Source organism: Aeromonas sobria (genome assembly GCF_000820145.1).
GTDB lineage: Bacteria > Pseudomonadota > Gammaproteobacteria > Enterobacterales > Aeromonadaceae > Aeromonas > Aeromonas sobria.
In genome coordinates this window covers 60,988-84,426 of the sequence record NZ_CDBW01000005.1, presented here as the reverse complement: position 1 = coordinate 84,426, position 23,439 = coordinate 60,988, and the positions used below count along the sequence as shown (strand labels likewise).

General features: G+C 58.2%; 22 protein-coding genes. 9 read left to right on the top strand and 13 right to left on the bottom strand.

Annotated features, from left to right (window positions below; genetic code table 11):
- Window positions 1-16: 16 nt before the first annotated feature.
- Window positions 17-982 carry a tRNA dihydrouridine synthase DusB gene (gene dusB, locus BN1135_RS02430; protein ID WP_042018587.1) on the bottom strand — a complete coding sequence of 322 codons (966 nt, stop codon included), beginning with the start codon at window positions 980-982 and terminating at the stop codon, window positions 17-19.
- 309 nt (window positions 983-1,291) lie between these two features.
- On the opposite strand from dusB, the gene BN1135_RS02425 reads away from it, so the two are divergent.
- The 4 genes from BN1135_RS02425 to BN1135_RS02410 all read left to right on the top strand — a co-directional run bounded on the left by BN1135_RS02425 (window position 1,292) and on the right by BN1135_RS02410 (window position 6,126).
- Window positions 1,292-2,698, top strand: coding sequence for a TolC family protein (locus BN1135_RS02425; RefSeq protein ID WP_042018586.1), 1,407 nt, complete (start codon window positions 1,292-1,294; stop codon window positions 2,696-2,698).
- A 73-nt stretch (window positions 2,699-2,771) separates the two neighbouring features.
- On the top strand, window positions 2,772-3,776 hold the full coding sequence (locus BN1135_RS02420; RefSeq protein ID WP_082186707.1) for an HlyD family secretion protein: 1,005 nt from the start codon (window positions 2,772-2,774) through the stop codon (window positions 3,774-3,776).
- Window positions 3,776-4,930, top strand: a complete 1,155-nt coding sequence (locus BN1135_RS02415; protein WP_042018583.1) for an ABC transporter permease — start codon at window positions 3,776-3,778, stop codon at window positions 4,928-4,930. The genes BN1135_RS02420 and BN1135_RS02415 overlap by 1 nt, the downstream gene beginning before the upstream one ends.
- Complete coding sequence (locus tag BN1135_RS02410) at window positions 4,930-6,126, top strand: ABC transporter permease (RefSeq protein ID WP_042018582.1); 1,197 nt, start codon at window positions 4,930-4,932, stop codon at window positions 6,124-6,126. The genes BN1135_RS02415 and BN1135_RS02410 overlap by 1 nt, the downstream gene beginning before the upstream one ends.
- 118 nt (window positions 6,127-6,244) lie before the next feature.
- On the opposite strand, the gene BN1135_RS02405 is transcribed toward BN1135_RS02410, so the two are convergent.
- The 3 genes from BN1135_RS02405 to BN1135_RS02395 all read right to left on the bottom strand — a co-directional run bounded on the left by BN1135_RS02405 (window position 6,245) and on the right by BN1135_RS02395 (window position 8,639).
- Entirely contained in the window at window positions 6,245-6,880 is a 636-nt protein-coding gene (locus tag BN1135_RS02405) for an NAD(P)-dependent oxidoreductase (RefSeq protein ID WP_042018581.1), read from the bottom strand.
- A gap of 134 nt (window positions 6,881-7,014) precedes the next feature.
- The gene (locus BN1135_RS02400; protein ID WP_042018578.1) at window positions 7,015-7,869 is read right to left on the bottom strand and encodes a DnaA ATPase domain-containing protein; all 855 of its coding nucleotides are present in this window, start codon (window positions 7,867-7,869) and stop codon (window positions 7,015-7,017) included.
- 71 nt (window positions 7,870-7,940) lie between these two features.
- On the bottom strand, window positions 7,941-8,639 hold the full coding sequence (locus BN1135_RS02395; RefSeq protein ID WP_042018575.1) for a DnaT-like ssDNA-binding domain-containing protein: 699 nt from the start codon (window positions 8,637-8,639) through the stop codon (window positions 7,941-7,943).
- Window positions 8,640-8,877: 238 nt separating this feature from the next.
- Between BN1135_RS02395 and BN1135_RS02390 the strand changes: the two genes are divergently transcribed.
- Window positions 8,878-9,849 (top strand): response regulator, encoded by a 972-nt coding sequence (locus BN1135_RS02390; RefSeq protein ID WP_042018573.1) that lies wholly within the window; start codon window positions 8,878-8,880, stop codon window positions 9,847-9,849.
- 74 nt (window positions 9,850-9,923) lie between these two features.
- On the opposite strand, the gene BN1135_RS02385 is transcribed toward BN1135_RS02390, so the two are convergent.
- From BN1135_RS02385 to BN1135_RS02365, 5 genes are all read right to left on the bottom strand, one after another.
- Window positions 9,924-11,321 (bottom strand): peptide MFS transporter, encoded by a 1,398-nt coding sequence (locus tag BN1135_RS02385; protein ID WP_042018572.1) that lies wholly within the window; start codon window positions 11,319-11,321, stop codon window positions 9,924-9,926.
- Between the two features lie 213 nt (window positions 11,322-11,534).
- Window positions 11,535-12,446 (bottom strand): UTP--glucose-1-phosphate uridylyltransferase GalU, encoded by a 912-nt coding sequence (gene galU / locus BN1135_RS02380; protein ID WP_042018570.1) that lies wholly within the window; start codon window positions 12,444-12,446, stop codon window positions 11,535-11,537.
- A 95-nt stretch (window positions 12,447-12,541) separates the two neighbouring features.
- A complete protein-coding gene (locus BN1135_RS02375) occupies window positions 12,542-12,862 on the bottom strand; it encodes a ComEA family DNA-binding protein (RefSeq protein WP_042018568.1) in 321 nt (106 codons plus the stop codon).
- A gap of 380 nt (window positions 12,863-13,242) precedes the next feature.
- The gene (pta, locus tag BN1135_RS02370) at window positions 13,243-15,414 is read right to left on the bottom strand and encodes a phosphate acetyltransferase (protein WP_042018566.1); all 2,172 of its coding nucleotides are present in this window, start codon (window positions 15,412-15,414) and stop codon (window positions 13,243-13,245) included.
- Between the two features lie 53 nt (window positions 15,415-15,467).
- The gene (locus tag BN1135_RS02365; RefSeq protein ID WP_042018565.1) at window positions 15,468-16,670 is read right to left on the bottom strand and encodes an acetate kinase; all 1,203 of its coding nucleotides are present in this window, start codon (window positions 16,668-16,670) and stop codon (window positions 15,468-15,470) included.
- A gap of 304 nt (window positions 16,671-16,974) precedes the next feature.
- On the opposite strand from BN1135_RS02365, the gene yfbV reads away from it, so the two are divergent.
- Entirely contained in the window at window positions 16,975-17,415 is a 441-nt protein-coding gene (gene yfbV, locus BN1135_RS02360; RefSeq protein ID WP_042018563.1) for a terminus macrodomain insulation protein YfbV, read from the top strand.
- Window positions 17,416-17,474: 59 nt separating this feature from the next.
- Here yfbV and BN1135_RS02355 read toward each other — a convergent pair whose 3' ends face one another.
- The 3 genes from BN1135_RS02355 to BN1135_RS02345 all read right to left on the bottom strand — a co-directional run bounded on the left by BN1135_RS02355 (window position 17,475) and on the right by BN1135_RS02345 (window position 19,159).
- A complete protein-coding gene (locus tag BN1135_RS02355) occupies window positions 17,475-17,975 on the bottom strand; it encodes a YfbU family protein (RefSeq protein ID WP_042018561.1) in 501 nt (166 codons plus the stop codon).
- Between the two features lie 161 nt (window positions 17,976-18,136).
- Entirely contained in the window at window positions 18,137-18,601 is a 465-nt protein-coding gene (gene bcp, locus BN1135_RS02350) for a thioredoxin-dependent thiol peroxidase (protein WP_042018559.1), read from the bottom strand.
- A 24-nt stretch (window positions 18,602-18,625) separates the two neighbouring features.
- Window positions 18,626-19,159: a glycine cleavage system transcriptional repressor gene (locus BN1135_RS02345; RefSeq protein ID WP_042018558.1), complete on the bottom strand. Its 534-nt coding sequence runs from the start codon at window positions 19,157-19,159 to the stop codon at window positions 18,626-18,628.
- 205 nt (window positions 19,160-19,364) lie between these two features.
- On the opposite strand from BN1135_RS02345, the gene dapA reads away from it, so the two are divergent.
- From dapA to BN1135_RS02330, 3 genes are all read left to right on the top strand, one after another.
- Complete coding sequence (gene dapA / locus BN1135_RS02340; protein ID WP_042018556.1) at window positions 19,365-20,252, top strand: 4-hydroxy-tetrahydrodipicolinate synthase; 888 nt, start codon at window positions 19,365-19,367, stop codon at window positions 20,250-20,252.
- Window positions 20,245-21,372, top strand: coding sequence for an outer membrane protein assembly factor BamC (gene bamC / locus BN1135_RS02335; RefSeq protein WP_042018555.1), 1,128 nt, complete (start codon window positions 20,245-20,247; stop codon window positions 21,370-21,372). Before dapA ends, bamC begins: the two co-directional genes overlap by 8 nt.
- A 167-nt stretch (window positions 21,373-21,539) precedes the next feature.
- Complete coding sequence (locus BN1135_RS02330; protein WP_042018553.1) at window positions 21,540-22,643, top strand: phosphoribosylaminoimidazolesuccinocarboxamide synthase; 1,104 nt, start codon at window positions 21,540-21,542, stop codon at window positions 22,641-22,643.
- Between the two features lie 128 nt (window positions 22,644-22,771).
- Here BN1135_RS02330 and BN1135_RS02325 read toward each other — a convergent pair whose 3' ends face one another.
- Entirely contained in the window at window positions 22,772-23,374 is a 603-nt protein-coding gene (locus BN1135_RS02325) for a short chain dehydrogenase (RefSeq protein ID WP_042018552.1), read from the bottom strand.
- Window positions 23,375-23,439 lie beyond the last annotated feature (65 nt).

The window sequence follows — 23,439 nt, the reverse complement described above, 5'->3', positions numbered from 1 at the left end:
CTCTTTAGTTATCTTGTTAACCTAATCCATCGAAATACGCTTCGAGTGCCTCGAGTTGTGCGTCTGCACAATCCAGGGCATTGAAGTGCTTGCGGAATTCTCGGCCCGTCTCTTCTTCATCCAGATACCAGCCCACGTGTTTACGGGCAATGCGCGCTCCCAGATATGCACCATAAAACTGGTGCAGGTTGGTTACATGCTCGTTCATCAGGGTGCGAACCTCTTCCCTTTCGGGAGGCGGCAGCTTGGTGCCCGTCTCAAGAAAATGACGGATTTCCCGGAAAATCCAGGGTCGTCCTTGCGCTGCGCGGCCGATCATCACGGCGTCGACACCGGTATAGTCGAGGACATACCGGGCTTTCTCCGGGCTGTCTATGTCGCCATTGGCGACAACAGGAATCGATACGGCCTGCTTAATCGCCCTGATTGTGTCGTACTCCGCTTCGCCCCGATAAAGGCAGGCACGGGTACGACCATGCACGGCGAGGGCCGCGATACCACAATCTTCGGCGATTCGGGCGATCTCCACGCCATTGCGGTTATCCGGATCCCATCCTGTGCGGATCTTCAAGGTGACAGGGACCTCTACTGCATCCACCACGGCCCGGCAAATTGCTTTGACCTGATCGGGTACACGCAGCAGGGCTGAGCCTGCCAGCTTCTTATTCACTTTTTTTGCCGGACACCCCATGTTGATGTCGACGATCTGTGCGCCCTGCTCCACGTTGTAGCGGGCAGCAAACGCCATCATCTCGGGGTCGGCCCCGGCAATCTGGACCGATCGCAAACCGCCTTCTGCAGAGTGATCCATCCTCATCCTGGTTTTCTGGGTATCCCAGACATCCGGGTTGGCCAGCAGCATCTCGGAAACGGCCATGCCAGCCCCCAATCGCAAACAAAGTTCACGAAACGGTCGGTCTGTTACACCGGCCATGGGAGCCACAATCAAGGGTGTTTCAAGCGTGTGGGGACCTATCTGCATTCCACGGTTACCATCGGCTTAGGGCGGCGTATATTACGCATTTTTTAGGCAGGAGAAAAGGTTAGTATTTGAGCGTCAGCCATTTTTTTCTGAAAAAAACGTCGCGCCAAGGCTTGCAAATTCTGGAGTTATTGAAAAACGGCCAGATTGCACATGTGGGATGGCTGTACTAGCTATGTCGGTTGTCTGCATAATTGACAGTCCACTTGTGGGCCTGCTTTGCGTTATGATAGCCGGCTAAAGTCGAGCAAATGCTCCAAACATTTATGTAACATGTGCGCGTATGCAACAAAAGCGGATTGGGGAACTATGACGTCAAGGTTCATTAAATCACTCTGGCCGTGTCTGATGGGGGCCGTGCTGGGATCGGTGCAGGCACAGACCGTCAGCTTCGGCGAAGCCTGGACCCGGGTCATCCAGCAGGATGAAGGGTTGGCCGCCGAGCAGGCAGGGGTGGACCGGGCCAAGCAACTGCGCGAGGCCGCCAAGGATATGTATCTGCCCAAGGTGGATCTGGGGGCCAGCTATACCCACCTCGATCAGCCGGTGGAACTGGACATGATGGACCTCAACCCCATTGCCAGCCATCCGGAGTTGGGTCAGGTGCTGGCGCCACTCATGCAGAAGTTCCACCTCAGTCCGGATGATTTCGTCACCCCGCTGACCAAGCAGAATGTGGTGACCAGCTCGGTCAAGATGCTCTGGCCGCTCTTTACCGGTGGTCGTATCGATGCGGCGCAGGATATCCGCCAGGCGCAGGTGAGCGAGGCGCAGCAGTTGCTGGTGCTCAAGCAGCAAGCCACCTTTGAAAGCCTATCCCAGACCTATTTCGGGGTGGTGCTGGCCGCCCAAGTGGTGATGACCAAGCAGGAGATCGAGGACGGGTTGGCCCACCATCTGGATCATGCCAAGAAGCTCGAGGCTCAGGGCCAGATCGCCAAGGTGGAGCGGCTCTCTGCCCAATCGGCTTATGACCGGGCCCGTATTGATACCCAGAAGTCCCGCCGTGGTCTCGAGATTGCCGAGCTGTCCCTCGGCCATATGCTCAAATTGCCGAGCGCAGAGCCGGGCAGTGGCCTGTTCGTCAATAAAGAGTTGCCCGGACTCGATGGGCTGGTAAGTCAGACGTTGGAGGTGCACCCCGGTCTCAAGCTGCTCAGCGCCAAGCAAGAGCAAGCCAAGGGGATGATCCGGATGGAGAAGGGCAAATATGCCCCCGAAGTGTTTATGTTCGGCAACTACAACCTCTATGAAGATGATTCGCTGGCTTCCAAAACTGCCCCGGACTGGCTGGTGGGGGTGGGCGTCAGCATGCCGTTGATCAGCCGCGATGGCCGCTCCGAGACGGTACAGGCGGCCAAGAGCGCCGAATTGCAGGTCAATCTGCTGCAAGCCAAGACTCGCCAGGATCTGGAGCTGCTGGTAGAGAAGACATGGCGCGAAGCGGCGCAGGGGCTGGAGGAGTATCAGTCACTCTCGTCTACCCAGGCGCTGGCAGAGGAGAACGTGCTGCTGCGGGATAAAGCCTTCGGGCAGGGGCTCTCTACCTCCCTTGATGTGGTGGATGCCCGTAACCAGCTGGCGGGGGTCAAGACCCAGCGCGCGGCGGCGGCTTATCAATATGTGGTGTCGCTGGCCCGTCTGTTGGCCCTCTCCGGCCAGATGAACAGTTTCAATCAATATCAGCATGGTCAGGTGATCGAGGTGAACTCGTGATCGCCGCCCTGTCTGTTTCTTTTTTCATGTCTGTTTCGACCGTCAAGGGTCGCCAGTTTGTCGAGGTGAAGTGATGAGCCATCCCCCCATCAAAAAGAAGATGAGCCAGGGTAAACCGCTGTTGTTGCCATTGGCGCTGGTGATCCTGGTGGTGTGGCTGGGCTGGCGTTTCTGGCTGGCCTATCAGCCAGAGCCGGTGCATTTGCAAGGGCAGATCGAAGCGCAGCAATATTCGGTCTCCTCCAAGGTGCCGGGGCGTATTGACGAGGTGCTGGTGAAAAAGGGCGATCAGCTGGCCAAGGATCAGCTGGTCTTTACTCTGGCCAGTCCGGAAATCGAGGCCAAGCTGAGCCAGGCCAAAGCCGGTGAAGCGGCCGCTGGCGCCATGGCACAAGAGGCTGAAAAAGGGGCCCGTTCTCAGCAGATTGCGGCTGCCAAGGATCAGTGGCAGAAGGCCAAGGCCGCCGCCCAGCTGCGTGGCAAGACCTACGAACGGATCGCCAGCCTGCATCGCGATGGCGTGATGCCGCTGCAAAAGCGTGATGAGGCCTGGACTGCGTGGCAAGCCGCCAAGTACAGCGAAGGGATGGCGTGGCAGCAATATCAGATGGCGCTGGAAGGGGCGCGGGAAGAGACCAAGGTCGCCGCCCGTGAGAAAGCCAATATGGCGGCAGGCTCGGTGGCGGAGGTGGAGGCTTATCTGGCCGATACCCGCATCAATAGTCCCCATGGCGGCGAAGTGAGCCAGGTGCTGCTGCGCAGCGGTGAGTTGGCGCCACAAGGTTTTCCGGTGGTGACCCTGCTTGACATGAACGATGCCTGGGCTCAGTTCCATATTCGTGAAGATCTGTTGCCGCGTTTCACCGTGGATACCGAGTTTGATGCCCGCCTCCCGGGCCTTGGCGACCAGATGGTGCGCTTCAAGGTGACCCATGTGGCCGTGATGGGGGATTTCGCCACCTGGCGTGCCACTGATACCCGTCAGGGCTTTGACATGAAGAGCTTTCAGGTGGAGGCCCGCCCGCTGCAACCGGTTGACGGGTTGCGGGTTGGCATGAGTGTGCTGGTCGAACTCTGATGGGACGTGAATTTCGGCTGCTGTGGCAGGATCCGTTCAGCCGCGCCCTGATGAGCTGGGTGCCGCTGCTGCTGATGGGGATCCTCTGCTGGATCTTCTCGGCAGGGCTGGCCCGCGACCTCAAGGTGGGACTGGTGGATCTGGACCGAAGCGTGCTGTCGCGCCAGCTCGCCTTCTCGCTGGATGGCTCGGCCGGGCTTAAGGTAGCACGGCAGTTTGACTCCATCGATGCAGGGGCACATGCCCTGCGAGGCGGCGACATCTATGCGCTGGTGGTGATCCCCAGCCATCTGGAGCGGGATGCCCGTCAGGGTACCCAACCGCAGGTGACGGTATTCAACAACGGCCAGTTTATCCTGATCGCCAAGCTGGTCAGCTCGGCGCTGGCACAGGTGGTGGGAACCCTCAACGGTCAGGTGGGGGTGCTGGAGGCGATGGCCGATGGCAAAGCATTGCCCGGTGCGCTCGGGCAGTCGGTGCCCATCAGCAGTCAGATAACGGCGCTTTACAACCTCAACTCCAGCTATGCCCAGTTTCTGCTGAGTGCCATTCTGCCCGCGGTGTGGCAGATCCTGGTGGTGCTGTTTGGCCTCAATGCGCTGGCCCGCACCGACCGGCTGGGACTGGACTGGACCACTCGCGGTGTCTGGTTTGGCCTGTGGCGCACCCTGTTGCCCCATGTGTTGATTGGTTGGGGCTGGGGGTTGGCCTGGACGCTGCTGCTGTTCAAGGGGTTCGCTTATCCTATGCACGGCAGCTGGCTGGTACTGACGGTAGGGTTGGGGCTGGCCTCGGCAGCCTGCGTCACCATGGGGGCCTTTTTCTACGGCATCATTCGGGATCCGGCGCGCGCCCTGTCGTTAGCGGGGGCTTACACTGCGCCCGGTTTCGCTTTCATGGGGGTCACCTTTCCGGTGAGCGCCATGGGGGATTTTGCCCAGTTCTGGCGCAGCCTGTTGCCGGTCTCCCATTATGTTGAATTGCAGATTGGCCAGAGCAACTACGGCTTGCCCCTCGCATCCGCCTTGCCGCAACTGGGGGCGTTATTGCTGTTCCTGCTCCCCCTGCTGCTGGTGGTGCGCCGTTATAAACAGCAGGCAGAACTGGCCCGTCAATCAGCCGTAGTTCCAGTGGCAGAGAAGGAGCCGCAGTGATGCTTGGATTTGTTGATCTGTTGCGTTTAGAGCTGCGCACCCTGCTGGCGGATCGCGCCATCATGCTCACCCTGTTTGGCGGGGTGATCTTCTACTCGTTTCTCTATCCCCAGCCCTATCTGCATCAGTTGCCGCGGGAAGAGGCGGTGGTGGTGGTCAACGAGGATGGCAGCCAGCTGTCCCGTCAGCTGGAGTTTATGGCCGATGCCACGCCACAGGTGAAGCTGGTGGCGCGAGCCCATTCGCTGGCCGAAGCGCGCCAGCTGATGATGGCCGGGGAGGCGAGCGGGATCCTGCACATTCCTAACCACTTCTATCGGGATCTGATGCAGGGCAAGAGCGTCACCCTGAGCTATGCCGGCGATGCCTCCTACTTTCTGGTCTACGGCACCATTGCCGAAGGGCTGGCGCAGGCCGGTGGCACCTTGGCGGCACAGGTGAAGGTGGCGCGCTTGCTGAGTCATGGCGAGGCACTGCCGCAAGCAACCATGGGGTGGAATGCGGTGGCCCTCAATGTGGTGCCGGTGTTCAACCCCACTATGGGCTACGTGAACTACGTGGTACCTGCGGTATTCGTGCTGATCCTCCATCAGGTGTTACTGATGGGAGCGGGAATCCTCGGAGCGACCCAGAACCAGCGCAGTGGCCGTGGCGAGCAGGGTTACTGGCAAAGCGCGCCGGTATTGCCGCTGCTGCTGGCCAGAACCCTGGTGCTGGCGGGGTTGTTCCTGCTGCCGGTGAGCTACTTCCTCGGTTTCTGCTTCGATCACTACAACATCGCCCGCCATGCCGATCCGCTGGAGCTGTGGCTATTCGCCCTGCCGTTCCTGCTTGCGACCTGCTGGCTCGGGGTGGTGCTGGGTGCCCTGTTTACCCGCAGGGATCTGCCGACCCAGGTGGTGCTGCTCTCCTCCCTGCCGCTAGTCTTTCTGGCGGGCTTTATCTGGCCGCTGGAGCTGATCCCGGCGCCCCTCAACTGGTTGGCTCAGTGGGTGCCCACTATCCCGGCCATCGAGGGTTTTCTGCGCCTCAACCAGATGGGCGCGGGCTTTGAACAGGTAGCCCACTACTGGTGGCAGCTGTGGGGACTGGCGCTGCTCTACGGCGTGCTTGCCTGCCTGCTGTTGCGCTGGCGGCAGCAGTCGCTGCCGGTGGAGCGCCCGTCAGTCACTCAGAGTGAAACGACCGCTGGTTAAGCGGGAGGGGGCAAGCGCACGTGAGATGGCGTGTGCGGTAAAGCGAAAAACGGTCAGCCCTTGGGCTGACCGTTTTGTTATGTGCAGGATCTGTGAGAATGAACGAGATGGTGCAGCCTTAGCCGCGCTGGAGCGCGGGATCGCCGATGGCGTAGATTTGCCCCACAGCAGTGTCATCCACCAGCAGGCGCAGCCCTTTGACGGCCACATCGGCGCGGCGCACCAGTCCGTGTACCTCCTTGCCCTGACTCAGCTCGGCGCGACCGGTGGCTTCGCCATCTTGCAGGCCTGCCGGGCGCAGAATGGTCCACGCGAGGGGGCTGGTCTGCAGCCAGCTCTCCGCCAGGCTCTTGAGGCGCACCTCGTGACCGAAGGCGGCGCGGGCTCGCTCCGGCAGATATTGCCAGCTGTCGCCGCAGCCGAGGGAAGTGACCAGCAGCAGTCGCTTGAGGCCAGCCTGCTCCATGGCATCGATCACATGTCGGTTGCCCTGATAGTCCACTGGCGCTGCCTGACGGAAGCTGCCGAGGGTGGAGACAACGCAGGCATCTTGCCCTGCCGCAATGCAGGCCTGCTGCACCGCAGCCGGATCCAGCGCCTCCCCTTTGATCACCTCGACTCCCAGCGTACCCAGTTCCGTGGCCATCTCGGGGCTGCGCACCAGCGCGACTACCCGGTGCCCCTCATTCAGGGCGTGGTGGGTAAAAGCGCGGCCCAGCCCGCGGCTGGCTCCGAAAATCAGTGTGGTTGGCATAGATGGGCTCCCTTGGCAAAAGGGACTAGCCTAGTGGCTTGTTCGTCTGCTGTAAATGAGAGTTGTTTCTATCTGTGAGCTGACAGGGAGGAGAGAGTGCGAGCCGCCAGCGACTCGCACCCACTGAGAGGTGATCAGCCGTTGTAGTTGCCGATGCTGGGGCGACGGCTGGGGCCGCTCAGGTGGATATCCACCGGATTGAACGCCTTGATTGCCTCATAGCTGAAATCACCGATCGCCTGATGCAGGCTTTGGGGTGTGTGGTTGGTGATGATGATGACGCTCTTTGACAGGTTGCGACGGCGGCGCAGCAGGTGGCCGAGGAAGCTGGACTGGCTCTCCGCCATCTTGGCGCGGTTGGCCGATACCTCGTCGATGATCAGCAGATCCACCTCTTCCAGCGCACGGCGATACTGGTTGCGCTCATCCTGATCGGGGATCACGTTGAAGAACAGCCGATCGACGATGGAGGCCCACTGCTGGAAGATCACCGATTTCTGGTGAAGAGCGATCAGCTCGTGCGCCACGGCACCCGCCAGGGTAGATTTGCCGGTGCCATAGTCGCCGTAGATCAGCATGCAGCCGCCGCCGCTCTTCTCCCAGTGCTCGAAACCGCTGATAAAGTAACGGGCGGTTTCGACGGGGTATTGCAGCGCGGGATCAGTGGCATCCATCTTTTCGAACACCCAGTCCGGGTTAAGGTCAGCCTGGGCAATCAGCTTCTGGATCCGCTCCTGACGGGCTGCCTTCTGCAGCTCGCGCACCTCGGCGTTGGCCTTGGCGTCGTACTCCTTGCGCAGGGTCTCGTAATCATACTGGCCGCCGCCGGTCTCGGCCTGCAGGCGACGAATGCGCTCCAGCAGGCCGCCAACGTGCTGGCTCAGCTCGGGATCGTGAATGCGATGATCCTGTTTGGCCTTGGCGATTCTCTTGCGCTTGGCTTCGATCTCTTCCAGCTCCTGGCGCAGGGGATCTTGCGGGTCAGTCATGGAATGCTCCTTCTGCTCGGTCAGGGATGGGTAGACAGGGGGTTGATTTTGCCTGCAGGCAGGGGCCGCTATCAATCATTATCCGGCTCCTGTTGCGGCGCTTGTTCCTGCGTTTGCTGTTGGGCCAGCCGCTTGGCCTCTTCGATCATCTGCTGGGCCCGTTTGCTCGGGCCAGCCTCGGCAGGGGCCGGCGTCACCTGCTGGTAACCCTGCTCCTCCATCGGCTTGCGGCGGGTATAGCGGCGGGTCTTGAGGGCGCGAATGAATTTGAGCATCCATTGATGCTGGGAGTCGAACACCTCGGGACGCCCCAGCCAGTAGGCGATAAACTCCCCCAAATCCTCTTCGTTGTAGCTGGCATCGATCACCCCGCACAGGCGGGCGAGGGCGGGCAGCTCCTCATCTGGTCGCCACTGCAGGTGCATCTGGAAGGGGCGCTCCGGCAGCGGACTGCGCTGTTTCTGGACTAGTAGTGGCAGCAGAAACGGGCACTGATGGTAGTGCTCACTCTCTGCCTGTGCTTCGACCTGCAACAGCCCGGCCTCCATCAGTTCGTCGAATAGCTCGGTCAGCTGGCGGGCATTGACCTGAAACGAGAAACCGCTGGGATCGCCCGGGTCGACCACTGCCAATGCGCGGCCAAGCTCGGGGTAGTTGAGCCGGGCCAGCTGATTTTCCAGCACCAGTCTGCGCAGTTGCATGGTATAGAGACTGCGCGCCGGATGGGACAATCTGGGGTGGGCAAGGGCGCTGTATTCGGCTGGGGTCATGGTGTTCTTTGTGATCCTACGTGGGGGCATTATCCCTTAAGGCGCCCACTTGCACAATTCAGATGGCGGTCGCAGCCGACGACTCCCCGAGCGAAGATATTGGCACGGTTGGATGGGGTTCTCTTGAATCCACCTCGCGATCGAGGTCTATTTTTGACGCAGGGTTTCCGCGCTGAGCGCACTTTTGAGCTAGTCTTTATACCTGAATAACCAATTGACTAATAAGGTTTTTATCAAGATGCCAAAAGCCGGGCTACGGATCCTGGTGGTGGAGGACGAGGCCGTTTTTCGCCACTCGTTAGTGAGTTACCTCGCACGGGACGGGGCCACAGTGTTTCAGGCCGAAGATGGCATTGAAGGGCTATCGGCGGCGGCGCTCTACCATCCCGACGTGGTGCTGTGCGATCTCAATATGCCCAATATGGATGGCCATGAGGTGATCGCCTGTCTCGCTGCTCGCTATCCCCATATTCCGGTCATTGTCATTTCTGCCCAGAGCACCATGGAGGCGGTCGCCAGCGCCCTGCGCGCCGGTGCGCGGGATTATCTACTCAAGCCCCTCGAAAATTTCGCGCTGGTCGAGCGCAGTATCGAGCAATCCCTTAACGGCAGCGCCAACCGGGCGCAGCAATTGGAGCTGATGGATCACATCGACTACTTCAGTGCCCATGACAAGGCGGCCAGCCGCTTGCTGGCGGGGTTGAAACCGCCAGGTTTGCAGGAGTGGGGCCCCTGGCAGGTCACTTTCAAGGGGCTGGGGCAGCTGTTTATTCCCGATACTTTCAAGGTGGAAGACAAGCTGTTGGTGCTGGTGATGGAGCTGCCCATCATGGGAACGGATGCCGCATTTTGCGGGGCGCTGGTGCGATCCCTGATGAACGTGCCCTACCGCCAGTTTCAGCAACACGAGAGTCGTCTGCTAAGCCAGCCACACCGGTTACTCGACTACCTCAACCATCAGCTGATGGAGTCCGGCCTGCGTCACTCCTTTGCCATGGCGGCGCTGCTGTTTGATCAGCACGATGGGTTGGTGTTCGCCAATGCCGGGCTCACCTCTCCCCATTGGTTGATGCGCTCCGGCGGCTTGCCCCTTGGCTTGATGCGCAGTTGCCACTACGCCCTGCACAAGCGCAGCTGGCATGAACCCTTTGCTCTGCAGTTTCGTAGCGACAGCGGCGGATCGCTGGATGTGCAGGTACGCCATCACTGATGCCACCTGACCACAGGCCAAAACAAACAGGGCGCCCGATGGGCGCCCTGTTTGTTTCTTACAATCCTGACCGTTTAGACGGCAGCGGACTGCAGTTTCTTGTCTTGAGCTTGCGGCTCTTTGGCCGGGCCTTCGGCACCGTGCATCCAGTAGACCAGGCGGTTAGCCATGGTCAGCAGGATCAGGGCGCTCAGTACCGCAGCCAGGGCGATGCCACCGAAGATGGCAATCGGACCCGCTTCACCGACGAAGGAGCCGATAAAGCCGGCTGCATAGTTGGCCAGAGCAACGAAGCCGAACCAGGCACCCATCATCAGGGAGGCCAGACGCAGCGGAGCCAGCTTGGTCACCATAGACAGACCGATCGGGGAGAGGCAGAGCTCGCCCAGGGTGTGGAACAGATAAGCACCCACCAGCCAGAACATGGAGGTCTTGACTGCTTGATCGCCACCTTGCTGCAGCACAGCGCCGATCATGAACAGGAAGCCGACAGCCAGGAACAGCAGACCCATGGCAAACTTGACCGGAGAGTTCGGCTCTTTCTTGCCGAGCTTGATCCAGATGGCTGCCACGATCGGGGCCAGGGTGATGATAAAGAACGGGTTCAGGGACTGGAACCAGGCGGTCGGCACTTCGAAGTTACCGATCATCCGGTCGGTATACTCCTGGGTGTAGAGGTTCATCAGACCACCGGCCTGCTCGAAACCAGCCCAGAAGATGATGGTAAACAGGCCCAGTACCAGAATAACCTTGATGCGATCCACTTCCTGCTTGGTCAGTGGCGCTTTTTGCTCATGGGTACGCAGGGCTGCAGCACGCTGGGCGGCGGTGACGCGACCGATGTTGCCGAGGAAACGCTGGGCCATGGTGGCCTGGATCACCAGAGAGAGCAGCATGCCGATACCGGCGCCGACGAAGGCCGCTTGCCAGCCGTAGGCAGTGGCGGCAGCACCACAGATCACGCCTGCCAGCAGGGAACCCAGGTTGATGCCCATGTAGAAGATGGTGAAGGCACCATCACGGCGGTGATCGCCCTCTTCATAGAGGTCACCCACCATGGTGGAGATGTTCGGTTTGAACAGGCCGTTACCCACGATCAGCAGCGCGAGGCCTGCGTAGAACATGGAGTTGACCATATCCGGGAACATGGCATGGGGCAGTGCCAGAGTGAATTGACCCGCCGCCATCAGCACGGCACCGATCAGGATGGCGCGACGTTGGCCTAGGAAGGTGTCTGCCAGCCAGCCGCCGATCAGCGGAGTGATATAAACCAGACCGGTATAGATACCGTAGAGTTTGAGGGCATCTGCCTGACTCCAGCCCAGACCGCCGTTGGCAGTCAGGTCGGTCAGATAGAGCACCAGCACGGCACGCATGCCGTAATAGGAGAATCTCTCCCACAGTTCGGTACTAAAGAGCAAAAAAAGCCCTTTAGGGTGACCTAAAAAGGTCCCTTTTGACGGGTTATTCATTGGAACTTCCACCTGTGTCTTATATTTTTTTGAGTTTTTTATGCAAGGGCGAGAAACACGCCTCAATCCTTATAGAACATGTGTGAATAAATTACAACATTATGATTTGCTGAGAATTTATTTGTCAGAGATTGATAAGATGTTGCATAAATGAAAAAGGAGCATCGAATGATGCCCCTTGAATACCTCTATAAAAAACAGATTTTTCAGCTATTACAACTGTTTGACGAACTGCTTCAGCCAATCGGTAAATTCACCATTCAGTTCAGCATGGCGTACCGCATACTGCACATTGGCTTTCATATAGCCGAGCTTGCTGCCGCAATCGTGGCTCTTGCCTTTCATGAAGTAGGCGTTGACCTGCTCTTGCTCCATCAACATGGCGATGGCGTCAGTTAACTGGATCTCGTCGCCAGCACCGGCCGGGGTTTTCTCCAGCAGTGGCCAGATATTGGAAGAGAGCACATAGCGACCCACCACCGCCAGATTGGAAGGGGCTTCGTCCCGGGGCGGTTTCTCGACAATGGCTTGCATCGGCAGGGACATCCCCTCGCTCAGGGCTTCACCTCTGATGTCGGCAATGCCGTACTTGTCCACTTCGCTCGCGGGCACCGCTTCCACCATGATCTGGCTGATCTGGTTCTCTTCGAACATGTGCACCATCTCGGCCAGATTGTCCTGCTTGAGGTTGCTGGCAACCTCGTCGATCAGCACATCCGGCAGCAGCACGGCGAAGGGGTTGTCACCGATCAGCGGACGGGCGCACAGCACCGCGTGGCCCAGGCCTTTGGCCTCGCCCTGGCGGACGTGCATGATGGTGACGTCTTTCGGGCAGATCTGTTGCACCTCTTCCAGCAGCTGGCGCTTGACCCGCTTCTCGAGGGTCGCTTCCAGCTCGAAGCTCTTGTCGAAGTGGTTTTCGATGGAGTTCTTGCTTGAGTGGGTGACTAGAATGATCTCCTTGATCCCGGCCGCGATCGCTTCGCGCACCACATACTGGATCAGCGGTTTGTCGACTACCGGCAGCATCTCTTTCGGGATGGCTTTGGTGGCTGGCAACATGCGGGTACCCAGACCGGCTACCGGGAGCACGGCCTTGCGAACAACAAGAGGAGTCTTTTTCATGGAAAACTATCCAGAGAGATAAAAGTGCGGCCATGATACTCCAAGAAAAATGGGGCAGCCACCGGCTGCCCCATTTGCAGCTGATCCATTCGAGATTATTTGACGACAATCATCTCCCTGTTTGCATCTAGCGTGGCCGGACCTATGCCATTGACATCTGCCAGCTGATCGACCGAGGTGAATTTTCCCTGTTTATCACGGTAATCGATAATGGCTTGCGCTTTTTTGTCACCAATGCCTTTGAGGCTGGTGAGTTCGGCAAGGGTAGCCGTATTGATATTCAGTTTGCCGTCCTCCTTGGCGGCAGCGGTTGTGGTGGTCTGCTTGGGCGCAATTTTCTCCGCTGCCAGCACGGGTTGGCTGAACAGGGGCAAGCAGGCCAGCAGCATGACTGCAGAGAGCTTCTTCATCAGCATTTCCATTCCTCCATGATGTTGGATTTTGCCGAGTGGGCACATTGAGAAATAGCGTATCGAACGGGTCTTTTTTACTGCAATTTCTGACAGGTCAGATCGCCATGCCGATGGTGGAAGATTTGCTATAAGCGCTCCGGTATGAATGCCCTCATACGTTCAACCTTATGATCTTGAATGTATTTAATATGCATCTTTAATGTGGCGAGCACGCTTCCCCGAGATGCTCTGCTCAAGTCGTTGCTGGTGCGCCGGATGAGATTATTCTGCGCAACATTGCGCTGATGGCATGTTTCGCTGGTGTTTAAGGGATCATTAATAAAAAAGGCTGCTCACCAACGGTGAGCAGCCTTCGAGATCGGTTTTTTCAGGTAACGGGCTGATTACTCAGCCTGGGCAGCCTGAATACCGGTCAGGGCGATGGTGTAGACGATGTCGTCAACCAGGGCGCCACGGGAGAGGTCGTTGACCGGCTTGCGCATGCCTTGCAACATCGGGCCGATGGAGACCAGGTCAGCAGAGCGCTGTACCGCCTTGTAGGTGGTGTTACCGGTGTTCAGGTCAGGGAACACAAACACGGTCGCTTTACCAGCAACCGGTGAGTTCGGCGCCTTGGACTTGGCCACGTTCTCCATGATGGCCGCGTCGTACTGCAGCGGGCCGTCGATGATGAGGTCCGGGCGCTTGGCTTTGGCCAGCTCGGTCGCGGCACGGACTTTCTCTACATCAGCACCGGCGCCAGAGGTACCGGTAGAGTAGGAGATCATGGCTACGCGCGGCTCGATGCCGAAGGCGGCAGCGGAGTCAGCAGACTGGATGGCGATCTCGGCCAACTGCTCGGCAGTCGGATCCGGGTTGATCGCGCAGTCACCGTACACCAGCACCTGGTCAGGCAGCAGCATGAAGAAGATGGAGGAGATCAGTGAGGCGCCCGGAGCGGTCTTGATGATCTGCATCGGCGGACGGATGGTGTTGGCAGTGGTGTGCACCGCGCCAGAAACCAGGCCGTCAACTTCGTTGCGCTCCAGCATCATGGTACCCAGTACCACGTTGTCTTCCAGCTGTTCGCGGGCAACCACTTCGGTCATGCCCTTGCTCTTGCGCAGCTCGACCAGACGCGGCACATAGCGCTCGCGCACCATGGCCGGATCGATGATCTCGACACTGCTGCTCAGCACCACGCCTTGCTGTTCGGCAACGCGACGGATCTCTTCCGGGTTGCCCAGCAGCACCGGACGGGCGATGCCACGTTCAGCACAGATGGCGGCAGCCTTGATGGTACGTGGCTCTTCACCTTCCGGCAGCACAACGCGCTTGTTGGCCTGACGGGCCAGCTCGGTCAGTTGATAACGGAATGCCGGCGGGCTCAGACGACGGGAGCGGGTAGAGCTGACAGTCAGCGACTCGATCCAGTGCTTGTCGATGTGGCCAGCCACATAATCCTGCACCAGTTCGATACGCTCGCGGTCATCTTCCGGAATATCGACGTTGAAGTTCTGCAGGCTGACCGCAGTTTGCCAGGTGTTGGTGCCGGTGATCATGATCGGCAGACCGGTGGCCATGGCCTGTTGACACAGAGCCATCACTTGCGGTTCCGGATGGTAGTTACCGGTCAGCAGCAGGGCGCCCAGCTTGACGCCGTTCATGGCGGAGAGGCAGGCAGAGACGATGACATCAGAGCGGTCGCCAGAGGTCACCAGCAGACTACCCGGACGGAAGTGCTCAACCATGTTGTGGATGGAGCGGGCACAGAAGGTCACGGTCTGCAGACGACGGCTGTCCAGTTCACCTTTGTGCAGGATCTTGGCCGCCAGATGCTTGGCGAGATCCTTGGCACGGGGGGCGATCAGCTGGGTGTTCCAGGGGATGCAACCCAGAATGCGCAGCGGGCTCTTGCCAAATACCTGCAGCACTTCCAGGTTGTGGGCAGCTTCAGACATGTGGTGATGGGCTTCGAACATCTCGGTCAGATCAGGGCGGGTCACGCCATGCTCGTCAACCGGGGCGCCGACTTTGTTGATGACGCAACCGACGATACGGGGGTTGTTGACACCACCGAAGTTGGAGCAGGCCAGCTCGATACGCTCTTTCAGCTTCTGGCTGGAGTCATGGCCCGGATGGGTCACGAATACCATGTCAGCGTCCAACGCTTTAGCTACGTCGTAGTTCAGCTTGTTGGCAAAGGGCTGCTTGTCGGTCGGCACCATACCTTCGACAACCAGCACTTCGGCACCACTGGATTTTACGTGCTCTTCGAAGCGAGCAACGATCTCTTCCAGCAGGATATCGGTATTGCTGGAGCTGATCATGTTCTCGGCATAGGAGAGAGTGAACGGCTCGGGCGGGTTGATGTTGGCAGCTGCACGGATAACGGCGGTAGAGCGCTCGGTACCGGTTTCACCCGGACGCGGCTGGGCGACCGGTTTGAAGAAGCTGACATTGACACCGTGACGTTCCATAGCGCGAACCACGCCAAGACTCACGGAAGTTACGCCGACACCAGTGCCGACCGGGATAAGCATAATAGTGCGTGCCACTTTATACCCCTTGTTCATTTTTTGGGATCAGGAAAAGGCCGCCCTGGGGCGGCCTCGAGTTACTGCATCAATTAAGCGCCAATCAGTTCCAGCGCATCGTGGGCAATGACCCACTCTTCATTGGTCGGGATAACCAGGGCCTTGGTGGAACCAGCCTTGGTGATCTCGCCACCCTTGCCGAAGCGGGCAGCCAGGTTGGCGTCGTGATCAACGTCAAAGCCCAGCAGACCCAGCTTGTTCAGGGTGATTGCACGGATCGGTGCGGAGTTTTCACCGATACCACCGGTGAAGACTACGGCATCCAGACGACCGTCCATGGCGGCGGCGTAAGCACCGATGTACTTGGCCAGGCGGTAGCAGTAAACATCCATGGCACGCTTGGCTTCTTCTTTGCTGTCGTAGTTGTCTTCAACGAAACGGCAGTCGGAGGTCACTTCGGTCAGACCCAGCAGGCCGGACTCTTTGGTCAGCATGGTGTTGATATCAGCAACGCTCATGCCCAGTTTGTCGTGCAGGAAGAAGATGATGGCCGGGTCCAGATCGCCGGAGCGGGTACCCATCACCAGGCCTTCCAGCGGGGTCAGACCCATGGAGGTATCAACAGACTGACCATTTTTGATGGCGCAGACGGAACCGCCGTTGCCCAGGTGGCAGTTGATGATGTTCAGCTCGGAAACCGGCTTGTTCAGCTGCTTGGCAGCTTCCAGGCTGATGTAGTAGTGGCTGGTGCCGTGGGCGCCGTAGCGACGGATGCCGTTCTCTTTGTAGAGCTTGTACGGCAGAGCGTACAGGAAGGCCTCTTGCGGCATGGTCTGGTGGAACGCAGTGTCGAATACGGCCACGTTCTTGTCAGCCAGCGCCGGGAATACACGGCGAGCTTCACGGATACCGATCAGGTGAGCCGGGTTGTGCAGCGGTGCGTACGGCACGGCGGCTTCGATACCAGCGATGACGTCTTCGCAGATGACAACGGAAGAGGTGAAGCGCTCACCGCCGTGTACTACACGGTGACCGATAGCGATCAGGTTTTTGGCCAGTTCCGGATTGAGCGGCAGGATCTTGTTGACGATGAAGTCCAGCGCTTCCTGGTGAGCGGCACCAGCGCCCAGATCGGCACTGCCTTTCTCGCCATTCAGTTTCCACTTGATGCGGGCGTCGTCGAGGCCGAAGCACTCAGCCAGGCCGGACAGCAGGTCATCACCGGTGGTTGCGTCAATGACAGCAAACTTCAGGGAAGAGCTGCCACAGTTAAGAACAAGAACCAGCTTACTCATGAATAAATCCTATCGCAGATTGGGGGGTGTAGGCGGATGCGTTGGACGTTGTGCGTCCAAAAAATTTCAACTAATCCTTATGAGGGTTGGCAATCTGTTGCTTGCCCCTTGTATAGTGATACAAGACCCGAAATCCAGACGTCCCTGACAGGTCAATAGCGAGATGCTTTTGACGCAAAAATGGGCGTACAAAGGATAACCCGATTGTTGAAAAATAACAAAGTCATCCTCAACCTTTGTTATTTTGCATCAAATTTTGTCGCGGTTTTGCCGTTGTTACGTTCAAAAAGCGCTCGGAGGTAGCATGAGCATGAACATTTTTGGAACCAAGTTACAGCAAGGACGTCATTATATGACGCTTTGGCCGCGCCGTCCCGAGCTCAATTCGATGTTTCCTGAAAATCGGGTAATCAAGGCAACCGAATTTTCCCTCAAGGTTATTCCTGCCTTGGCAGTGCTCAGCGTGATGCTGCAGTTCCAGTTTGGCGAGCTGCACTACTGGCCTTCCGTCATCACCTCCGTGCTGTTTCTGCTCAGCTTGCCGCTGCAAGGCTACTACTGGCTCGGGCATCGAGCAGATACTCGTTTGTCGCCTTCTCTTGCCAGCTGGTATCGGGAGATCAACGGCAAGATGAACGAGCAGGGGGGGCGCCGTCCGCTGGTCTCCCAGCCGCGCTATGAGGAGCTGGCTGATACCCTCAAGGCCGCCTTCCAGCAACTCGATAAATCCTTTCTCTACGAATAACCCGATTCAGATGCAAAAAGGCGCCAGTGGCGCCTTTTTTGTTGTGGTTGGTGTGCGGATCAGGCCGCCAGCACCTTGCGGATCTCTTGAATGGATAGCTTGTACTGGCGCGGGCACTGACGCCATACCTGCAGCATCCGCTGGTATTTGTCGCGCATGGCGATGTCGCTGGAGAGTTCGTCGCACGGGCACTTGAGCTCCGGGAAGCGCTTGTCTACCTCCAGCAGGAAGCAGACATAGTCGGCCAGCTCACGCTCCTGGCTGCGGCTGTAGCCATTGAACTCCAGACGGCTGGCGTTGATTTCGCCCTGATCGGCCCCATCCAGATTACCCCATGAGATAGCCAGCGCGTGGTGTAGCTCCAGGGTATCGATCACCTCCTGGCAGGTCGCCAGATCCAGATGGCTGAAGCTCTTCTCCAGCTCGAGGATCTGCAGGCAGTAGCCGCGCTCGATGATGGTGCTGGCACGTTGATAGAAAGCCGCTTTTTCAGGATTGAGTTTCGCCAGGATTTCGTACTGGTTGCTCAGGATCAAACGCTCGGTGTTGCTCATGTTCATGGGGTATCTCGCTGGAAGATGATTCTGGGGTCACGTTAACCCATATATAAAATGAATTTTTTGATCTGGGCGGGGATTGGTGAGAAAAATCAGCGGGCAAGAGGCTATTCGCCAGACAACAAAGGCCTGTGTGGCAGGCCTTTCAATCACGCAGGGGAGGGTTAGCCCTTGAGGAAATTCAACACCACCTGATGGTGATCGCTGGTTTTGAACTTGTCGAAGTGATGGGCGATCTTGCCCTCTTCGTCGATCAGGAAGCTCTGGCGGTGAATACCGTCATACTCCTTGCCCATGAACTTCTTCGGGCCCCAGACGCCAAAAGCATCGGCCACAGCATGATCCTCATCAGCCAGCAGGGTGAAGTTGAGCTGATCGCGCTCTTCGAACTTCTTCAGCCGCTTTGCCGGATCCGGACTGATGCCGAGTACCACCACATTAAGGGCGGCCAGCTCGGCGTTCACATCGCGCAGGCTGCAGGCCTGGGTGGTGCAGCCCGGGGTCATCGCCTTGGGATAGAAATAGACCAGCACTTTTTTGCCGCGCAGGCCAGCGAGGCTGACTTGATTGCCATTCTGGTCGGGCAGGGAGAAATCGGGGGCGGGGCTGCCAGCTTGTAGTGGTTGCATGGGGTCTCCTCGGGTAAAACGCCCTCAGGCGTGTTTGCGATTGACGATAAACTCGAACGATTCGGCACCCAGAGCACCACAGAATGCGGCGAAGGCGGTTTGTGAACCTTCGACTTCCCCTGCTCGGGCCAGATTGAGCTGAAAACTGATCTTGAGCAGGTTGAACGGCTGCTGCTCCAGAGTCATGGATTGCATCGCCTGGATGTTCCAGCCATGTTCGCTGAAGAACTGGGTGCACTGGCTTACGATGCCGGGCTGGTCGCGGATCAACAGTTCGGCACTGGCGCCGATATCATATTGCAGGGAGTGGTGGCGCTCGGTGCGCTTCATCATGGTGATGAGATCCCACTCCTGGCTGCGCAGGGGCAGGCTGATCTCGAGTTGCATCATGCTGTTCCAGTCGCCCGAGAGCAGCATGATAAAGGTAAATTCATTGCCGAAGATGCCAAGGCGGCTGTCGACGATGTTGCAACCACAACCACTGACGTGGCGAGTCACTTCATTGACGATGCCAGGCCTGTCCGTGCCGATGGCCGTTACGACCAGGTAATGAGTCATAAATCTTCTCTCGTCCATTATTTTGTTGCGAAAGTGACCGTGGCAAGCCAGCCCTCTGGCCGTGATGACCACTCCCTGATGGGCGCTGCCGACTTTCGTTCATTACTTTTTGTGGCGGATGGTATCACGGCTTATCCCCTCTCTCCCTTGTTTTTAAAAGGGGGCAGCTTTACCATTACGCCCCTGAAAATCGGGAGAAATATCCATGTTACGCGGTAGTATTGTTGCGCTCGTTACCCCCATGCTGGCTTCAGGTGAAGTCGACTGGGCCAGTCTGGCCAAGCTGGTCGACTATCATGTCAGCGCCGGGACCTGCGCCATTGTTGCTGTGGGTACCACGGGGGAATCGGTGACCCTGAGCGAGCAGGAGCATATCGCCGTCGTTGAAAAGACCGTTGAGTATGCCGCCGGACGCATTCCCGTTATCGCCGGTTGCGGCTCCAACAATACCGCCCATGCCATTGAGTTGACCAGACGGCTGGCCAAAACCGGTGTGGTAGCGGGCCTCTCGGTTACCCCTTACTACAACAAACCTACCCAAGAGGGCCTCTATCGCCACTATTGTGCGATCGCCGAGGCTAGTGGTCTGCCCCAAATTCTTTATAATGTGCCCGGTCGCACCTGCTGCGATCTCAAACCGGAGACCGTAGCCCGTCTGGCCAAGGTTCCCGGCATTATCGGTTTGAAAGAGGCGACCGGTGATTTGAGCCGCACCCCGTTATTGCGTGAGCTGTGCGGGCCGGCGTTTGCCCTTTACAGTGGCGACGATGCCACTGGTTGTGATTTTATGCTGCAAGGTGGCGATGGTGTTATTTCGGTTACCACCAATATTGCAGCGGCCCAGATGGCCGACATGTGTCGTGCTGCGCTGACCGGTAATGCCGGACAGGCCCATGACATCAACAATCTCTTGATGCCGTTGCATCAGACTCTGTTCTGCGAACCGAGTCCTACCCCGGTGAAATGGGCCTGTGCCCAGCTGGGGTTGATTGCAACAGCAACCTTGCGTTTGCCGCTGGTTGACCTCACTGCCGAGGGCGAACAAGCGATGGCGCGAGCACTGACCACTGCGGAGTTGATGGCGAGTGTTTAAATCAAATGGAAAGGGAAATAGAGCCCGTCTGGTGCTGAGCGTTGCGACCGTAGCCGTATTGGCTGGTTGCAGCACCCCCCAGGATCGCAAAATGGCCAACCGGGGCTTCGAATATGAAGATGCTCGCCTCGAGGGCCGTGCGTTCTTGATCCCCGCAGGATTGAGCGCCCCCACTTTCAACAGCCAGTACGATATCCCGCCGTTGCCCGAGAGCAGCCGTGAAGGTGCCCTCGGCGCCAAGATTGACGTGCGTCCGCCCGCCCAACTGCTGACCGTGGTACCGGGCAGTCAGGTGGTGCAAACCGCCAGCGAGCCAACCGTAGCCTTCTATGCCCTGAGCACCAGCCAGAGCGTGGAGCGCGATACCTGGTCGTTTCTGATGAACTTCCTGGCCAAATACAAGGTGACCACCGAGAAGCTGGATCAGCAAGATGGTGTATTGCAAACCGGTTGGTTTGACAACACGGTTGCCCTCGATGGCTGGGGTGAAGATGACGAAGATTTCAAAATCCGTCAGCGTTACCAGTTCACTTTGCGCAACGATGTGCAGCGTCACGCCGTCAACATGTCGGTACGGGTGCTGGATCATGAAGAGACCATTGATGGCGAGACCAGCAACAAGCTGACCCCTGCCGATGCCCAGCGCTATGCCGCCCGGGTGCTGAACCAGTTCTCCCTCTATTACGACCAGCAGTTGAAAGCTCGCGAACAGCACAAGTCCAACGATGGCATGGCGCTGCAACTGGGGCTGGACAACAACGAGCTGAGCGCCTGGATTGCTGAAGGCTCCTTTGATCAGGTGTGGCGTCGCCTTAATCAGGTACTGCCCGCTTACGGCTTTAGTATCAAGGACACCCAGCAGTCACTGGGCTGGATCGACGTTGAGTACGAAGAGCCGGGCGCCAAGTTCTGGAAAGAGAAGGGCAGTGAACCGTTCAAACTGGAGGAGGAGAAGTTCCGCTTCCAGCTGGGCGAGATGGCGGGAGGCAAGACCTCCATCACCTTGTTCGATAAGGACAAGAAGCCGGTCTCGTCCGGGGTCATCTCCCAGATGTATATCAGCCTGTCCGAGGCGTTCGCCAAAGGGCTGGCCGATCAGGCAGCAGCAAAAGCAGAATAAATACAGGGGCCTTGTGCCCCTGTTTTTATATCGGGATCCCTCTGCAAACGAGGGCGAATGGTGCATGTTTTCAATGATGTGAGCCCCCTTGCCGTCAAGTGGTAACCCGTTGATGGCAAGCGTGGCTTGCGATGTTTACCCCCCACAAACAGGAAGAGTTATCAGCCATGAGTCTTGCAGATCAAGTATTGGCGGTGAATGACGATTTGCCGATCCGTACCGATAAACCTGTCCATTCCGGCAAAGTGCGCAGCGTCTACTGGTTGACCCCGGCAGACAGTGCCCGGCTCATCAAAGAGAAAGGCTATGATGTGCCGGCCGATGCGCCCCTCGCCCTCATGGTGATCAGCGATCGCATCTCGGCCTTCGATTGCATCTGGCAAGGTGTGAATGGCCTGAACGGCGTACCGGGCAAAGGGGCGGCGCTCAACGCCATCTCCAGCCACTGGTTCAAGCTGTTCAAGGAGAAGGGACTGGCCGATAGCCACATTCTGGATATTCCGCACCCCTTCGTCTGGATCGTGCAAAAAGCCCGTCCGGTGATGATCGAAGCGATCGCCCGCCAGTACATCACCGGCTCCATGTGGCGTGCCTACAAGGATGGCGAGCGCGAGTTCTGCGGCATCACCCTGCCAGAAGGGCTCAAAAAAGATCAGAAGCTGCCGGAGATCCTCATCACCCCCTCCACCAAGGGCGTACTGACAGGGCTGGATGGCGTGCCGGAAGCCGATGACGTCAACGTCTCCCGTGCCGATATCGAGCGCCACTACCAAGGCTTCAACTTCAGCAAACCGGCCGACATCGACCGCTACGAAGTGTTGCTCAAAGAGGGCTTCAACGTCATCAGCGACGCGCTGACCGCGCTGGATCAGATCTTCGTCGATACCAAGTTCGAGTTTGGCTATGTCCACGATGCGGCGGGCAACGAGAAGCTGATCTACATGGACGAAGTGGGCACCCCCGACAGCTCCCGTATCTGGGACGGCGCTGCCCTGCGCGATGGTCAGATTGTCGAGAAGTCCAAAGAGGGTTTCCGTCAGTGGCTGCTCAACCACTTCCCGGATCCGGACATCCTGCTCAACAAGAACCGCATGCCGGAACGTTTCGCCCTGGCCCGCGACAACAAGCTGCCGACCGAAGTGATGATGGATATCTCCAACACCTACGTCGGGATCGCCGAGAAGATCATCGGCCACCAGCTGGTGCGCTCTGCCAATCCCAAGCAGGAGATCATCGAAGTGCTGCGCGATCAGTACGGTCTGATCGACTAAGGGTTGCCCTCTTTTTTTGTCATCGAAAAACAAACGTTTGCTGATGGTGAAGGAGAGAGGCAGAGAAACAGACGGGCCCCGCTACGGGGCCCGTTTTTATTGCTGGTCTGGCGACAAGAGGATGGCTATCAGCCGTTGACCCTGAACACCTGACCGGTCTGAATGCCCAGCACCGACTTCTTGTAAGCCTGCGCCACCTTAGCGGCGGGCACCGGCACGAAGCCCGGGAAGAAGTCAGCGTATTTGTCCATTGACTCCTCCAGCACGGTGGGGCTCACCACGTTGATGCGCAGGCCGCGGGGCAGCTCGCAGGCGGCAGCTTTCACAAAGTGATCGATGGCGCCGTTGACGGTGCTGGCACTCACTCCCCAGTTGATCGGCTCCTCGCTCAGGATGCCGCTGATCAGGGTGATGGAGCCCTTGTCATTCAGATAGGGGATGGCGGTGCGGGTCAGGTTGATCTGGCCCATCAGCTTGCTCTCCAGTCCCACCTGCCACTGCTCGTCGGTCATCTCGGTCAGACCGTTGAAGGCAACGCTGCCGCTGGCCACCACCAGCGCATCAAACTGGCCCAGCTTGGCAAACAGCGCCTTGATGGAGGCGGGATCGCGCATGTCGACCGTGACATCACCACGGCTGTGGCCGACCCGGATCACCTGATGATCTTTGGCAAGCAGTTCACTGACCGCGGAGCCGACGGTGCCAGAGGCACCCACAATCACAATTTTCATCTGCATCACTCCTGGTTGGGATGTGTTGATTCTAGCGCAACAAAAAATGCGAAAAAGCGCGTAAA

Bases quoted from the DNA above. Each gene is read 5' to 3' on its own strand.
- BN1135_RS02420 (WP_082186707.1), top strand. From the start codon at position 2,772: ATGAGCCATCCCCCCATCAAAAAGAAGATGAGCCAGGGTAAACCGCTG.
- BN1135_RS02365 (WP_042018565.1), bottom strand. From the start codon at position 16,670: ATGAGTAAGCTGGTTCTTGTTCTTAACTGTGGCAGCTCTTCCCTGAAG.
- yfbV (WP_042018563.1), top strand. From the start codon at position 16,975: ATGAGCATGAACATTTTTGGAACCAAGTTACAGCAAGGACGTCATTAT.
- BN1135_RS02405 (WP_042018581.1), bottom strand. From the start codon at position 6,880: ATGCCAACCACACTGATTTTCGGAGCCAGCCGCGGGCTGGGCCGCGCT.
- BN1135_RS02425 (WP_042018586.1), top strand. From the start codon at position 1,292: ATGACGTCAAGGTTCATTAAATCACTCTGGCCGTGTCTGATGGGGGCC.
- BN1135_RS02325 (WP_042018552.1), bottom strand. From the start codon at position 23,374: ATGAAAATTGTGATTGTGGGTGCCTCTGGCACCGTCGGCTCCGCGGTC.
- BN1135_RS02400 (WP_042018578.1), bottom strand. From the start codon at position 7,869: ATGACTGACCCGCAAGATCCCCTGCGCCAGGAGCTGGAAGAGATCGAA.
- dusB (WP_042018587.1), bottom strand. From the start codon at position 982: ATGCAGATAGGTCCCCACACGCTTGAAACACCCTTGATTGTGGCTCCC.
- BN1135_RS02375 (WP_042018568.1), bottom strand. From the start codon at position 12,862: ATGCTGATGAAGAAGCTCTCTGCAGTCATGCTGCTGGCCTGCTTGCCC.
- BN1135_RS02395 (WP_042018575.1), bottom strand. From the start codon at position 8,639: ATGACCCCAGCCGAATACAGCGCCCTTGCCCACCCCAGATTGTCCCAT.
- pta (WP_042018566.1), bottom strand. From the start codon at position 15,414: ATGAACAAGGGGTATAAAGTGGCACGCACTATTATGCTTATCCCGGTC.
- BN1135_RS02390 (WP_042018573.1), top strand. From the start codon at position 8,878: ATGCCAAAAGCCGGGCTACGGATCCTGGTGGTGGAGGACGAGGCCGTT.
- BN1135_RS02385 (WP_042018572.1), bottom strand. From the start codon at position 11,321: ATGAATAACCCGTCAAAAGGGACCTTTTTAGGTCACCCTAAAGGGCTT.
- BN1135_RS02345 (WP_042018558.1), bottom strand. From the start codon at position 19,159: ATGACTCATTACCTGGTCGTAACGGCCATCGGCACGGACAGGCCTGGC.
- bcp (WP_042018559.1), bottom strand. From the start codon at position 18,601: ATGCAACCACTACAAGCTGGCAGCCCCGCCCCCGATTTCTCCCTGCCC.
- dapA (WP_042018556.1), top strand. From the start codon at position 19,365: ATGTTACGCGGTAGTATTGTTGCGCTCGTTACCCCCATGCTGGCTTCA.
- galU (WP_042018570.1), bottom strand. From the start codon at position 12,446: ATGAAAAAGACTCCTCTTGTTGTTCGCAAGGCCGTGCTCCCGGTAGCC.
- BN1135_RS02410 (WP_042018582.1), top strand. From the start codon at position 4,930: ATGCTTGGATTTGTTGATCTGTTGCGTTTAGAGCTGCGCACCCTGCTG.
- BN1135_RS02415 (WP_042018583.1), top strand. From the start codon at position 3,776: ATGGGACGTGAATTTCGGCTGCTGTGGCAGGATCCGTTCAGCCGCGCC.
- BN1135_RS02330 (WP_042018553.1), top strand. From the start codon at position 21,540: ATGAGTCTTGCAGATCAAGTATTGGCGGTGAATGACGATTTGCCGATC.
- BN1135_RS02355 (WP_042018561.1), bottom strand. From the start codon at position 17,975: ATGAACATGAGCAACACCGAGCGTTTGATCCTGAGCAACCAGTACGAA.